Here is a 13,690-nt window from a genome sequence, read left to right on the forward strand (position 1 = left end):
GGGCGCGACACCCCGGGAGCGCCGCCATTGCGGGGCGTCCGGCCGAGCGAGCCCTCTCCCTGGAGGGATCGCGGGAGCCAGGCGCCCGCGCCTGCTACCCTGCGCGAGAGGCAGATGCGGGTCGATGTGGCGTGCCGTGCCGGCCACGGCGGGAGCGAAGAGCCCGAGACGGTCACCCTGGGGGAGCGCCGCGTGCGGGTGACGGAGATCCTCGACCGGTGGCCCGGAGGCGATCACCTCTACTTCAAGGTGCGCGGGGACGACGGCGCACGGTACATCCTGCGGCGAGATTTCGAGATCCTCGTCTGGGAGCTCGAGGTCTATGAGGCCGCCGAGGACGAGAGGGGGACCGGTCAGGGGTAGACTGGCCGGCCGCGCACGAACGCGCGCTGGACGGTCGCGACGGTCGCGTCGGACGCGAAGACGAGGTGGTTCAGCGTCTCGGCCTCGCCGAGCACGTGCTCGGGGAAACGCACGGCGATGAAGTCCGCCTCCTTGCCGGCGTCGAGGCTGCCGACGACGCGGCCCAGGCCAACGGCGTCGGCGGTGCCCTGCGTGGCCATGACGAAGAGATCCGCCGGGGTCAGGCGGTCGCCGAGACAGAGGGCGTTGTCGAAGGCGCTCGACATGCTGCGGCGCATGTCGAAGCTGCGGCCCGCGCCGACGTCGCTGCCCAGCCCGACCGGGACCCCGCGCGCGCGCGGGTCGGAGAGGCGCATGCGGCCGCTGCCCAGGAAGAAGTTCGAGTCGGGGCAGTGGACGACCGAGGAGCCCGTCTCCGCGAGGCGGTCCCACTCGCGCGGCGAGAGGTGAATGGCGTGCGCGAGCAGGGCGCGCCCGGTGAGCAGGCCGACGCGGTCGTAGACGTCGACGTAGTCGCGCGCCCAGGGGTGCGCGCGCAGCGTGGCCTCGCCCTCGGCCGGGTTCTCGGCGACGTGCGTTTGCACGAGGAGGCCGTGATCGCGGGCGAGCCGCGCGGCGGCTTCCATCAAGGGACGGGAGCAGCTCGGGGCAAAGCGGGGGGTGATCGCGAACTCGAGGAGGCCGCCGCCCTCGCCGTGCCAGCGCTGCACGAGATCGCGGGCGGCCGGGATGGCCTCGTCGCGAGGGACGCGGAGCGCCTCCGGGCAGCTCTGGTCCATGAGCGTGAGGCCGGCGATGCCGCGCAGGCCGGCGGCCAAGAGGGCGCGGAACAGCCGGTCGGTCGCGCCGGCGCACGAGCTGGAGAAGACGACGCAGGTGGTCGTGCCCGACGCGAGCAGCCGGCCTGTGAACTCGCCCGCGACGAGCGTGGCATAGGCCTCGTCGCGGAAGCGGGCCTCCTCGGGGAAGACCGACCGATCGAGCCAGTCGAGCAGCGGGCCGCTGGCGCTGCCGATGATGCGCGTCTGCGGGAAATGGACGTGCGCGTCGATGAAGCCCGGCATCAACACCGCAGGCCGCAGGTCCAGCACCGGCCCGCGGAACGCGCCCGGGGCGAACGGCGCTGCCTGGGCGATCCGACCGTCGCCGCCGACCACGAGCAGCGCGTCGTCGATGAATCGGACCCGAGCGCCGTCCGGCGACGCGGGGATCGGGGTGAGCAGACGACCGCGGTAGGCGCGCGGCGACTCCGGCGAGCGCGCGCTCATCGGATGGCGATCTCGCTCCGGCGGGCCCAGCCCATGAGCAGCTCGCCCCCGCCGTTCTTCATGACGAGGGCCCACGCGCCCGACTCGCGCACGATCATCACGATCTCGCCCGCGGCGATGGCGCCGACCCGGGTGCCGTCCGCCCGCGGCTCGTCGAGCAGCGTGATGCCGCGCGAGGCGATGCCCGCCTGGAGGCGCGCAGGCCCGCCCGGGTCCTCCTCGTCGTCGAAGGCAGGGCCGTCGTCGTGAGGGGATGGCCGCTCGTCGGAGCCTGGATCGTCGTCGAACGGGAAACGAGGGTGGACCTGCGCGCGCCGGTCCGCCGGGGAACGCCCGTCGAGGAGGTGCGCGAACCGGCCAGCGCTCTGCGCCGGCGAGCGATCACCGGCGACCGCCCGCAACACGACGGGCGCCGCCGGGAGCAGCACGACGGCGGCGGCGGCGAGGAGCACGAGCCCGGTCAGCCGATCGAGCTGGCGCGCGCGCGGCGGGGCCGGCGCGGCGCCCGGCGGCTCCGCCCGGGCAGCGAGGCGCGTGCCGGCGTGCTCGGCGCGCACGTCGCGGGGGCCAGGCGAGGCGCCCTGTCCGGCGGGGGGGTGGTCCATCAGCGCAGAGGATACGCGCTGCCGCGAGCGCGGTCGACTGCGCGGCGGCGCGAGCTCCGACGACGCGCGCCGCGCGCTTGTCTGCACGCCAGCGAGCGCGTCAGCGGAGCTCGCGCGGCAGCGGGGCGGCGGCAGGATCGCCGGAGACGGCGCGCTCCGCGGGGACGCCGATCGTGGCGCCGTGGTCCGCGCAGCAGCGGAAGCCCTGCTGGTAGAACATGTGGTTCTCGTCGTGCGAGCGGGTCGAGGGACGGCAGCGCGTGCGGACAGGGCCCCAGTAGCCGCCCTTCAGGATAGAGGGGCGCTCGCCTTCGCGGACGGAACGGGTCCACTCATCGATGTTGCCGGTCATGTCGTAGACGCCGAAGGGGCTCCGGCAGCGGGGCTGGACGCCCGACGCCATGCCTTGCCAGAGCCGGTCCATCTCGGCCATGGCCGCGGGGCCGCCCCGGGGGCGCAGCGCGGTCTCGATGTACGGGCGCCAACCCTGATCGACGACGCACGCTTCAGGCTCGCGGACGTAACCGTACGGGTAGGGGCGCGCCTCCTCGCCCTCGCAGGCGAAGGTCCACTCGGCCTCGTCGCAGAGGCGCTTGCCCTCCTCGGCGCAGAGCTCGTTCGCCTCGTAGAACGAGACGAGGATGAACGGATAGACGCCCTTCTGGTTGGGGTACTCGTAGCGATCCATGCAGAAGTGCATCGGCTTCGTGTCGAGATCCTTCGACATCGAGAGCCACTTCTCGCGATCGAACTCCGCGCACCGCTCGGGGTAGTCCCTGCTGATCCAGTGCTTGCAGGTGGTCCGCTGCATCTCGTCGATGGAGCGCAGGTCGCCCTGGGCCTTCGGGGCGGGGTCGAGCTTCATGAGGCCGGCGACCTCGACCATGCCTGTCGGGCAGGTGCCGCGGGTGCCCTCGATCTGGTCGGTGGCCTCGCGCGACTCGGCGGGCGACGAGGCGATCTGCCAGTGACGATCGCGCACGAGGCGCCACTCGAACCGGAGGCGCCGCGGCAGCGAGCCCGTGATGGCGCCCGCGCCGAGCGTCAGCGGCACGGACGGCGCCTCCGCGAGGCGCACGACGAGCAGCGCGAGCGAGGCGAGGCCCAGCGCGAAGCCGACGGCGACGGCGGCGCGCAGCGCCCTCTCGCGGGGGGGCGCGGGCTTCCGCGTCGAAGGGGCGATTCGGTGCATGATCCCTCGCAGTAAACTCTACTGCGAGGGAGACTCGAAGGCAGACAACTTTTCGCGGAGCCGCCCGAGGTCGGCCTCGAAGCGCCGCTCGCCGGACAGGTCACGGGTCTCCCGGGGATCGCTCCCGAGATCGAACAGGAGCAGCCGGTCTTGTTTCGCCCGCTTCTTCCGCTCGATCACGAGGAGCTTGAGTTGCCCGTCGACGACCGCGGCGCGGCGGGCGGTGCGGGCGAACACCGGTCCTCGGGGCGCGCGCTCGGCGCCGGCGGCGATCGCGGCCAGGGAGGCGCCTTCGACGGCCGTGGCCTCGGCGCCGCCGACGTCGAGGACGGTGGGCGCGATGTCGACCGTGCTCACGGGGTGCGGGTAGCGGCCCGGCGCGGCGCCGGGGAGGGCGATGACGAGGGGGACGCGGATCGCCTCCTCGTAGAGCTCGACGCCGTGCCCGACGGGGCCGTGCTCGCCGAGCCCCTCGCCCTGCGAGCCGTGGACGATGACCGCCGTGCGGCCGGCGCGGGGGCCCCTCGCCACGGCGTCGAGCAGGGCCCCGAGCTGCCGGTCGACGTAGGCGATCTCGCCGTCGTAGGCGGCGGTCCTGCCGGCGCCGAAGCGGATGCCGGGGTGGGCGACGTAGCGCTCGTGGGCGTCGAAGAGGTGGAGCCAGAGGAAGATCGGCTGGGTGCGCTGGGCAACCCCCTCAAGGAGCTCGATGGCCTTCTCGACCGCGAGGTGGCCTGTCGCCTCGCGCTCCGGGTGGGCGTCGCCGTAGACGGTCTCGAAGCGGTCGAACCCTTGATCGAAGCCGCGCTCCTGGCTGATCCACGTGAACGAGCTGACCGCGGCGGTGAGGTAGCCGGCGCGCTTCATGCGCTCCGCGAGGGTGTCGTTCTCGGGCAGCAGCGTGGGCCACTCGCGGCGGTCGCGCGCCGCTCGGTTGAGGCGGCGGCCGGTGACGAGCGGCGAGATGGCCCGCTGCGTCTCGCTCGAGGCGGCGTAGGCGCGCTCGAACAGCACGCCGCGGGCCGCGAGCTCGGCGAGCCGCGGGCTGGTGTCGCGGCGGTAGCCGTAGGCCGACGTGTGGTCGGCGCGGACCGTGTCGAGCGTGACGAGGAGGACGTCGGGGCGCGTCGGCGCGGCGGCGGGCGCGGGCGTGGTCCCGGCGGGGGAGATGGTCTTCGTCAGGACGGCCGGGATGACGGCGCCGCCCTCGTCGCGCGCGGCGGGCGTGGAGGCGGCGCGCACGTGCGCGGCCGTCGTGGCGCCGGCAGGAGGGGCCGGCGTGGCGCCGGCGGGAGCGGTCGGCAGGCCGCCGGCAGGAGCGGCCGACGGGGCGCCGGAAGCGGCGGCCGGCGGGGCGACGGCGGCCGCGGTCGTCAGCGCGCCGGTCGGCGAGCCCGCGACGGCCCTGGCGGGCAGGGAGGCGGCGCGCTCGTGGGCCCCGTCGCTGCAGTCCTGATCGATGCCGTCGCCCGGCGTTTCCGGCGCGCCGTGATACCGGGTGGGATCGCCCTCGTCGCAGTCGAGGCCTCCGAAGTGCGAGCCCATCCCGTCGCCGTCGCGGTCGGTCCACTGCTCGAGCGCGCTGAAGAGGGTGGCCGCGAGCCCGCCGCCGGCGCGCACGGCCTGGCCGAGCGGAGGGAACGACTCGATCCGGGCGGTCGCGGTCATGAGGACCAGGGCGGCGAGCGGGACGCCCGCGATTCCGGCGATGCGGCCGACGGCCGCGCTGAGGTCGACGCTCGACACGAGCGCGGTCGCCACGAGCGCGATGGCGCCGTCGACGATGGCGGCGCGCACGGCGGCCCCGGCGTCGCCTGTCGTGCTGGTCGCGTGGGCGGCGAGCGGAGCGAACGCGGCGACGAGCGGCACGACCCCGATGGCCGTGCCGGCGACGGCGAGGAGCCACGGCTTCACGCCGCGGGCGGCGAGGCGATCGCCGAGCGCGACGAGGCGCTGGGTGACGAGCGCCGCCGCCGCGACGCCGGCGAGGCCGAGGACGCCGAAGGTCGCGCCGGCGAGGCCTCGGTGGTGGGTCGTCGCCTTGAGGAGGGCGGCGAGCGCGGCGAGCACAGGGAAGGCGACGCCGATCCAGAGCGCGACGCGGAGGACGGCGAGCCGCTCGCCGCCCGCGCCGACGATGCCGCGGAAGCCGCGGCCGGCGGCGCGCGAGAGGATGAGCGCGAGCGTGACGAGCGGGAGCAGGACGGCGGTGCCGACGAGGAGCCCGTCGAGGAAGGACGCGCCGGCGCGGGCGGTGCGCAGGGCGGTCGGTACGGCGGAGAGCGCAGCGACGCCGAGGCCGAGGACGCAGGCCTCGCCGAGGCGGGTCGTCCAGGCGCTGCGGCGCGGCGGCGGAGGGGCCGACCGCCCGGGCGGGGGGACGGACCGCCCCGGCGGCGCGCTCTGCCGGGCGGGCGGGCCGCTCGGCGATCGCGGCGGGACGCTGTCATGAGAGCCGGCGGCGCTCGGCGGCGGCGGGGGACCTGGTTCGGCGGTGATCATGGGCACGCAGGGGGGAGGGCCGCGGGGGGCGCCTCGCGAGGGCCTGTCGCGCCTGGCCGCGAGGTCGTGCGCCCTGGAGAACGGGGCCTACCATCGGTCTACCGGGCCGCAAAGTATCCTGCGGGAGCGGACGAGCCGGGGGCGCCGGCGGCCGGCAATCCGAGCGCGCCGGCACCCCTCCCGGGCTGGTCACGCCTGAAGCTGAGCCGACGGGGCGCCCGGACGCCCGCTCATCGGCAGTCCGCTGGACCAGCCCCTCGCCATGCCCTGCACCATGGCCTCGTAGTCGGTCGCGTTGCTCCTGCGATCCCTCGCCTCGCAAAGCGCAGGATCGGTCGCGAACAGCGAGCGCGCCAGGTCGCGGGCGCCCGCGTTGATCGCGGCGTTCTTGGCGTGGCGGCGCTTCGTGAAGGCGGTGAACGCCTCCTCGAGGGAGGCCGCGCCGCCCAGGCAGTCGGCCAGGTGCCACGCGTCTTCGAGGGCCTGACTGGCGCCTTGGCCCGACGTGGGCAGCGCCGCGTGCGCGGCGTCGCCGATCAGCAAGACGTTATCTCGATGCCACGTATCGATGGGATCGTGATCGTGGACGTAGATCTTGTTCATGCGCTCGATGGGCGTCTCCTCTATCAATTCCGGTATCGGGCTCGGCCACCCGCGGAAGAGGGCGCGGAGCTCGGCCCGGTGATCTGCTGGCCCCTTGCCCCGAGCTTCAGGGCAGGCCGCGGCGCCGGCCCAGTACGCCTTCGATCGAGATACGGGCACGACGCCGAAGCGCACGCCGACACCCCAGCAGTCCATCACCTCGATCTGCGATTCCGAGAACACCGCGCGATCGCTCTCGAACGTGCCAAGCCAGTTGACGAAGCCCTGATATCTCGGGCGATTGTCGCCGTGCACGAACGCCCTCGCGACCGATCGCATCCGCCCGTCCGCTCCGAGGATCACGTCCGCCGCGACGGTCGCTCCGTTCGCGAAGTGAACGCTCGCCGGGCCGGCCGCCGAGGGCTCGATGCGATCGGCGGCGTGCCCGTACCGCACGCGGACACCCAGCTCGGTGACGCGCGACAGCAGCGCCGCCTGGAGCTCTCTCCTCAGCACCGAGAGGCTCGGGGACCCCATGAGCTGGTCCAGCTTCCGGATGTCCAGCGCGCCGAGCTCCTCACCGGTACACGAGACCCTTCGCATCCGGGTCGGGCGTCCCGCCAGCCCGGCGATCGATTCCAGGAGCCCGAGCTCCTGGAGCACGAATGTGGCGTTTGGCCAGCAGACGATCCCCGCGCCGATGTCCGTCGGCGCAGCGTGTCGCTCGAAGACCTCGACCTCGAACCCCCGTCCGGCGAGGGCGATCGCTGCGCTCAACCCGGCGATCCCGCCTCCAAGAACCGCACTTCTCAACATGAACCTTCCCGTGCTCTCTCGTGGCCTCCTGCGACCACGACCCTTCCAACGACGTTGCGGCGGTTCACTACCACATGCCCCGCGCGCTGCACGCGGGGCCGTTCCGAGGCCTGCGTCCTCGGTGATGCGTCATGTTCGGTCCCCCAGGCCCTCGAGCCGCGGAGGCCGCCCCCATCCGAATCGCCGCCTCCGACCTGGACCCCACCTGGTCCGGACGGCGCAACGGGGGACACCGTCGGAGATGTGCGCCGGCGCCGCCGCGACCCCGGTTCTCCTTGCTCAGGCCCCCCCGGCGACTTGTATCGTCACAAAGACGCTGCCCTTGCTTCATCAGCCGCCCTGTCCTTCATCCCCTTCAAGGAGCTCTTCATGACGCTGCTGCGACGTCGCGCTTCCGTCTTCGCGCTGATCTTGCTCGCCTTGTCCGCCTGCGGAGACGACGACTCGGTGCGCGAGACCGGGCTGTCGTGCGGTCCAGGCACGAAGGCCGCCGAGGGCGTGTGTGTGCCTTCGGCGACGAGCCCCGATGTCGTCTGCGGCGAGGGCACCGAGGACGTCGACGGCGTGTGTGTGCCTTCGGCGACGAGCCCCGGTGTCGCCTGCGGCGAGGGCACCGAGGCCGTCGACGGGGAATGCGTTCCGACCGCCCTCCAGCCCGGGCATTTCCTGAGCCCGCTGGTGCAGCTCCAGAGCTTGCACGAAGTCGGGAGCCACACGGATGAGGTCCGCGTCCGCGACGATGACTTGCTCCTCAATTGCAGCTACACATTCAACGTCATCGATGCGGAGGACCCCGCCGACATGGAGGTGCTCGCGGGGGGGCTCAAGCACACAATCCCCGGCGATACCCGCACGCCCGGCTGCAAGCACCTCGCGTGGGACGATGATCTCGTCTTCACCACGCACCTCGGCAACATCCGGAACCCGGCGTTCCTGAGCGGCTGGGACATCAGCGATCCCGAGGCCCCGGTGCAGCTCCCCGTCCTGCAGGAGCAGGGGATCAGCTACGAGGGAGTCGACGTCGCGAACCACAACATCTTCGTGGGGCTGCACGGAGATGGCCTCGGCGTCTACCGCTACGACAGCGCGGTCGGGTTCACGCGGGTCGGCAGCCTGGGTGGATTCACCAATGCGTGGGGGGTCGCGGCGCGCGACAACCATGTCTTCGTCGCCGACGGCGTGGACGGGCTCGTCACGGTCGACGCGACGGACCCGACGGCGCCGGTGGAGCGCGGGCGCGTGGCGACCGGCGGCCAGGCGAAGGGCGTCGTCGTGGACGGCGACTTCGCTTATGTGGCGGCGGGCTCTGCGGGCGTCGCCGTTGTCGACATCTCCGACCTCGCGCGCCCTGTCGTTGTCGGTCGCGCCGAGATGCCCGGGACCCCGCTCCGCCTGGCCTACTCCGAGCGCCGCCTCTTCGTCGCCGCGTGGAACGACGTGCGCGTGTACGACGTGTCCACGCCCGCCGCCCCGACCTTCATCGCGGCCGTGCGCATCCCGAGGGCGTTCGAGTACGACGATCCGGATCGCGAGCTCCCCACGATGCGCACCTTCGGCGTCGCCGCCCGGGGTCAGGACGTGTTCATCGGCACCTGGGAGAACCCGTATTCCTACCGCCTCGATCCGGACCGCCTCGCCCCCAACATCCGTCTCCCGGAGTCCGCCGCGCGGATCGATTTCGGCCCGGTCGCGGCCGGGGAGAGGAAGACGCTCCCGCTCGAGGTCACGAACCAGGGCACGGCGCCGCTCACGCTGGTGGACAACTGGGTCAGCGGATCGGCGTTCAGCGTCGAGCCACGCCAGGCCCGGGTCGCGCCCGGCGAGACGATCGCGCTCAACGTGACCTACCTCGCCTCGGCGACGGATCAGGAGATCGGCTATCTTCACATCGCCTCGGACGACCCTGCGGCCCCGGTGCGGAAGAGCTACCTCGTCGGCAACGCGCCCGGCGTGAGCGTCGGGGCGCCCCTGCCCGCGACCACGGGCACGATGCTGGACGGCACGACATGGACCTCGGAGGAGTCGGCAGGGGGCGTGCTTCTGCTCACCTACTTTGCCACCTTCTGTCCGGTCTGCGCCAACCACCTGCCGGACACCGAGGAGCGGTTCTGGCTGAAGTACAAGGACCAGGGCCTGCAGATCGTCGCCCTCAACCCGAGGGAGCCGGTCGATCAGATCGGCCAGGTGCAGACGTATTGCGACAACATCAAGGTCAGCTTTCCGGTCGGGCTCGAGGAGACCGCGAGCACCTACGCCGCCGTGACGTCCAATTTCCCCGGCCCCAACCCGTTTCCGGTCGACGTGATCGTCGGGAAGGACGGCATCGTCCGGTATGTCACGCATGAGTACGATCCGGATGCGATGACGGCTGTCATCGAGCAGGCGCTGGCCGAATGATGAAGCGCGCCCTGCTCCTGGTGGCCACGCTGATTGCGTCCGGTTGCGACGGAGGCGGCGGCTCGACCAGCGGGGCGGGGGACGCCGGAGGCGGCGCGGCGACCGGCGGCGGCGCCGGAGGCGGCGGCAGCGCAGCGGTCAGCGGAGGCGGCGGCGCCGGCGCCGGCGGCGGCGCAGCGACGGGCGGCTCCGGCGCAGGCGGCGCGCCGGCGGGTCCAGGCGTGACCGGCGTGCTCGCGGACGAGGCGGGACAGCCCATCGGCGGAGCCACCGTGCTGTTCTGCAATACCGCGGTCTGCTACTCGGACCGATCGAGGGCGGATGGGCGCTTCACCTTCCTCTGCGACGCGGAGCCGCCGGTCGACTTCGTTGTGAAGTCGATGGAGGACGCGGGGACGACGCCGCGCCGGGGAACGACCATGTTCCCGCTGCGCTTCACCGACGCGATCACCGTCGATGCGGGATCGCTCTTCGTGCCGCACCTGCCCGCGGGCGCCGCCCTTGGTCCGAACAGCGATGATCCGCAGGTCCTGGAGGTCGGCGATGGCCTCCAGCTCACCGTGAACCGCGCCGCGCTCGCGACGCCGCTCGGCGAGGCCCTCCACGACATCGCGGCCCGGAGGATCCCGCCGGAGCGCGTGCCGCCGTTCCCCGATCTCGGCGGGGAGGAGATCGTGGCGGTCTACGCGCTCTACCCGTTCGCGACGACCAGCGACTCGCCCATCGGGGTCCAGGCCCCCTCGGACCTGGCGTCAGGGACGCCCGTGAGGTTCCGGAGCATGAGCGAGTACGACGGCAAGCTCTCGGCGCCGGTTGCCGGTGAGGCAGACGGCTCGGTCATCAGGACGTCGCCTGGCTCCGGGATCGACGAGCTGACCTGGCTCGTGATCTCCAGGTAATGCGTGTGCGCTCTCCCGGGCTTCTCCTCGAGCCAGGCGCCCAACGATCTCTTTTATGCGATCTTCCGCGCCTTCTATCTCGTCGGCCGCATGACCGACATGACCGACATGACCGATGGGATGCGGCGGCTCAAGGCGCGCGCGGAACCCGCTTGACGCTCGTCGCGCCCGCAAGCTATGTTCCCCGCATGTCCCGCGCGCTCGCCGCGTCCTGCGCTCGCAGCTGTTCCGAGGCCTTCGTCCTCGGCGGCGCGTCGTGCTCGGCCGTCGAGGTGGGTTCGTGCGTGGCAGGGCTGCGCTGGTGGCGCTGGTGCTCTACCAAGGCGGGCCCTTACCACGGGTAACGCGCCTCCCTGCGGGGAGGACGACCTGAAGGAAAGAAGAAAGAGGGCCCGCCGGAACAACGGTGGGCCTTTTCGCTTTTGTCCGCTATGCAGTGCGCCGCAGCGCGACGCCCGAGTCCCGAGGATCCGTGTCTGCCAGAACAGCCGTGAACATGAGGAGAGAACCATGATGCATGCAGTCATCGATGCGCTCTGCGCCGGCGTCGACCTCTCCGCCGAGCAGACCGAGGCGCTGTTCCGCGACCTGATCGCCGGGGCGCTGACGGAGATCGAGCTCTCCGCGCTGTTCGTGGCGCTCAAGGCGAAGGGCGAGACCCCCGCCGAGATCGCGGGCGCGGCGCGCGCGCTCCGGGGGACGTCGGTGCCGTTCGCGCGGCCGGCTTATGTCTATGCCGACTGCTGCGGCACCGGCGGAGACGGGCAGTCCACCGTGAACGTGTCGACGGCCGTCGCCTTCGTCGCGGCCGAAGCAGGCCTGCCGGTCGCCAAGCACGGCAACCGCTCGGTCTCCTCCCAGTGCGGCTCCGCCGACGCGCTCGAGGCGCTCGGCGCCCGGCTCGACCCGCCGGCCGAGGTCTCGCGCCGCGCCCTCGACGAGGTCGGCTTCTGCTTCCTCTTCGCGCCGCAGTACCACGCCGGGCTCCGCCACGCGATGCCCGTGCGCCGCGCCCTCAAGGTGCGCACGATCATGAACCTGCTCGGCCCCCTCGTGAACCCGAGCGCGCCGCCCATCCAGGTGATGGGCATCTACGATCCGGAGCTCGTCACCCACGCCGCGCGCACGCTCGGCATGCTCGGGTGCCAGGCCGCGCTCGTCGTCCACGGCGGGGGGCTCGACGAGGTCGCCCTGCACGCCCCGACGCGCGCGGCCCGGCTCCGCGATGGGGTCGTCGAGGAGCTCTTGATCGACCCGGCCGACGCGGGGGTCGCGCCGGCGCCGATCGAGGCGCTCCGGGGCGCCGGCCCGGCGGCGAACGCGGCGTGGCTCCGCGACCTGCTCGCCGGGCGCGGCGCGCCCGCGCACCGCGACGCCGTCGCGATCAACGCCGGCGCGCTGCTCTGGATCGCCGGGCGCGCCGAGGGGCTGCGGGAGGGGACGGCCCTGGCGCTCGACGCGCTGGGCTCCGGGCGCGCGGCGGAGCGGCTCACGCGCTTCGTGGCGCTGAGCCGGGACGGGGCCCAGGAAGCGCGGAAGGAGGCGAAACATGGCTGAGCAGGGGAATGTGCTCGCGCGCATCGTGGAGCGGAAGCGGGCGGACGTGGCGGAGCGCGAGCGGCGGACCCCGCTCGCCAGCCTTCGGGCGAGCGCGCCGCCCACCTCGCGGAGCCTCCGGCGCGCGCTCTCCGCGCCGGGCGCGCGGTTCGTCCTGGAGTGCAAGAAGGCCTCTCCGTCCGAGGGCCTCATCCGGCCGGATTTCGACCCGCACACCGTCGCCGCCGCGTACTACGGCGTCGCCGACGCGGTGAGCGTGCTGACCGACGAGCCCTTCTTCCAGGGCAGCTTCGAGATCCTCCAGGCCGTGCGCGCGGTCGTGGACGTCCCGATCCTCTGCAAGGACTTCGTCGTTTCGCCCTACCAGGTGATCGAGGCGCGGGCGAACGGCGCGGACGCGATCCTGCTCATGCTGTCGGTGCTGGACGACGCGACCGCGCTCCTCTGCCTGGGCGCCGCCCAGGCGCTCGGCATGGACTGTCTCGTCGAGGTCCACGACGACGCGGAGCTCGAGCGGGCGCTCGCGCTGCCCGCGCCCGTGATCGGCATCAACAACCGCGATCTCAAGACGCTCAAGGTCGATCTCGCCGTCTCGGAGCGGCTCGCCCCGCGCGTGCCGCGCGATCGGATCGTCATCGCGGAGTCGGGCGTCGAGTCGCGCGCCCACGTGGAGCGGCTCGCGCCCTCGGTGGACGGGTTCCTCGTCGGCACGTCGCTCATGCGCAGCCCCGACATCGCGGACGCCGCGCGCGCGCTGGTGACCGGCAGGGTGAAGATCTGCGGCCTGACCCGGCCCGGGGACGCGCGCGAGGCGGAGCGGCTCGGGGCCCGCTTCGGCGGCCTCGTCTTCGCCGAGACCTCGCCGCGGCGGGTGACGCGCGAGCAGGCCGAGATCGTGGCCGCCACGGCCGCGGGGCTGCCCTTCGTCGGCGTTTTCCTCAATCAACCCGTGGACTTCGTCGCGGATACGGCGCGGGCGATCGGGCTGCGCGCCGTGCAGCTCCACGGCGACGAGGACGCCGCGTTCATCGAGGCGCTGCGGCGCGCGCTCCCCGAGGGGTGCGAGGTCTGGAAGGCGGTCCCGATGGCGCCGTCCGGGGAGGCGGCCAGCGCGGCGGGCGCCGCGGGCGCGGCCAGCGCCGACGGCGCGGGCGCGGAGGTCGAGCGCAGCGCCGATCGGCTGGTCTTCGACACGCGCACGGCGGAGGCGCGGGGAGGCACGGGGCGGACGTTCGCCTGGAGCGCGATCGACGGCCACCCGGCGCGCGCCAGGAGCCTGCTCGCCGGCGGGCTGAACCCGGACAACATCGCCGCGGCGCGCCGGGTCGGGACGTGGGGGCTCGACGTGGCGTCGGGCGTCGAGCGCGCGCCCGGCGAGAAGTGCGCCGACCTGCTCGTGCGCCTGTTCGACAGCGCGCGCGGCCCGTCGCGCCATGACCATGACCCCGGGGCCCCGGCGGACCGCGCCTCCCCCTGACGGCAGCTCTCACGACCCACAACGCACAACGC

At 73.4% G+C, this 13,690-nt stretch carries 11 protein-coding genes; 6 read left to right on the forward strand and 5 right to left on the reverse strand.

Annotated elements, in window-relative coordinates; translation table 11 throughout:
• The first annotated feature begins 114 nt into the window (after positions 1 to 114).
• On the forward strand, positions 115 to 363 hold the full coding sequence (locus WMF45_RS06395) for a hypothetical protein (RefSeq protein WP_044964103.1): 249 nt from the start codon (positions 115 to 117) through the stop codon (positions 361 to 363).
• Here the strand turns inward: WMF45_RS06395 and WMF45_RS06400 are convergent.
• The 5 genes from WMF45_RS06400 to WMF45_RS06420 form a co-directional block, all read right to left on the reverse strand.
• Positions 354 to 1,631: a guanine deaminase gene (locus tag WMF45_RS06400; RefSeq protein ID WP_437716058.1), complete on the reverse strand. Its 1,278-nt coding sequence runs from the start codon at positions 1,629 to 1,631 to the stop codon at positions 354 to 356. The genes WMF45_RS06395 and WMF45_RS06400 overlap by 10 nt on opposite strands.
• Positions 1,628 to 2,236 carry an SH3 domain-containing protein gene (locus WMF45_RS06405; RefSeq protein WP_437716059.1) on the reverse strand — a complete coding sequence of 203 codons (609 nt, stop codon included), beginning with the start codon at positions 2,234 to 2,236 and terminating at the stop codon, positions 1,628 to 1,630. The genes WMF45_RS06400 and WMF45_RS06405 overlap by 4 nt, the downstream gene beginning before the upstream one ends.
• A gap of 100 nt (positions 2,237 to 2,336) precedes the next feature.
• The gene (locus WMF45_RS06410) at positions 2,337 to 3,428 is read right to left on the reverse strand and encodes a formylglycine-generating enzyme family protein (RefSeq protein WP_437716060.1); all 1,092 of its coding nucleotides are present in this window, start codon (positions 3,426 to 3,428) and stop codon (positions 2,337 to 2,339) included.
• A gap of 18 nt (positions 3,429 to 3,446) precedes the next feature.
• Positions 3,447 to 5,930, reverse strand: coding sequence for a sulfatase-like hydrolase/transferase (locus tag WMF45_RS06415; RefSeq protein WP_437716061.1), 2,484 nt, complete (start codon positions 5,928 to 5,930; stop codon positions 3,447 to 3,449).
• Between the two features lie 189 nt (positions 5,931 to 6,119).
• Positions 6,120 to 7,328, reverse strand: a complete 1,209-nt coding sequence (locus WMF45_RS06420; RefSeq protein ID WP_437716062.1) for an FAD-dependent monooxygenase — start codon at positions 7,326 to 7,328, stop codon at positions 6,120 to 6,122.
• A 369-nt stretch (positions 7,329 to 7,697) separates the two neighbouring features.
• On the opposite strand from WMF45_RS06420, the gene WMF45_RS06425 reads away from it, so the two are divergent.
• The 5 genes from WMF45_RS06425 to trpCF all read left to right on the forward strand — a co-directional run bounded on the left by WMF45_RS06425 (position 7,698) and on the right by trpCF (position 13,658).
• The gene (locus WMF45_RS06425; RefSeq protein ID WP_437716063.1) at positions 7,698 to 9,725 is read left to right on the forward strand and encodes a redoxin domain-containing protein; all 2,028 of its coding nucleotides are present in this window, start codon (positions 7,698 to 7,700) and stop codon (positions 9,723 to 9,725) included.
• On the forward strand, positions 9,722 to 10,624 hold the full coding sequence (locus WMF45_RS06430; protein WP_437716064.1) for a hypothetical protein: 903 nt from the start codon (positions 9,722 to 9,724) through the stop codon (positions 10,622 to 10,624). The genes WMF45_RS06425 and WMF45_RS06430 overlap by 4 nt, the downstream gene beginning before the upstream one ends.
• A 3-nt stretch (positions 10,625 to 10,627) precedes the next feature.
• Positions 10,628 to 10,780 (forward strand): hypothetical protein, encoded by a 153-nt coding sequence (locus WMF45_RS06435; protein WP_437716065.1) that lies wholly within the window; start codon positions 10,628 to 10,630, stop codon positions 10,778 to 10,780.
• 357 nt (positions 10,781 to 11,137) lie between these two features.
• On the forward strand, positions 11,138 to 12,181 hold the full coding sequence (gene trpD, locus WMF45_RS06440) for an anthranilate phosphoribosyltransferase (RefSeq protein WP_437719499.1): 1,044 nt from the start codon (positions 11,138 to 11,140) through the stop codon (positions 12,179 to 12,181).
• Positions 12,174 to 13,658, forward strand: a complete 1,485-nt coding sequence (gene trpCF, locus WMF45_RS06445; RefSeq protein ID WP_437716066.1) for a bifunctional indole-3-glycerol-phosphate synthase TrpC/phosphoribosylanthranilate isomerase TrpF — start codon at positions 12,174 to 12,176, stop codon at positions 13,656 to 13,658. Before trpD ends, trpCF begins: the two co-directional genes overlap by 8 nt.
• Positions 13,659 to 13,690 lie beyond the last annotated feature (32 nt).

This window comes from Sorangium sp. So ce448, assembly GCF_051520915.1.
GTDB lineage: Bacteria > Myxococcota_A > Polyangia > Polyangiales > Polyangiaceae > Sorangium > Sorangium cellulosum_B.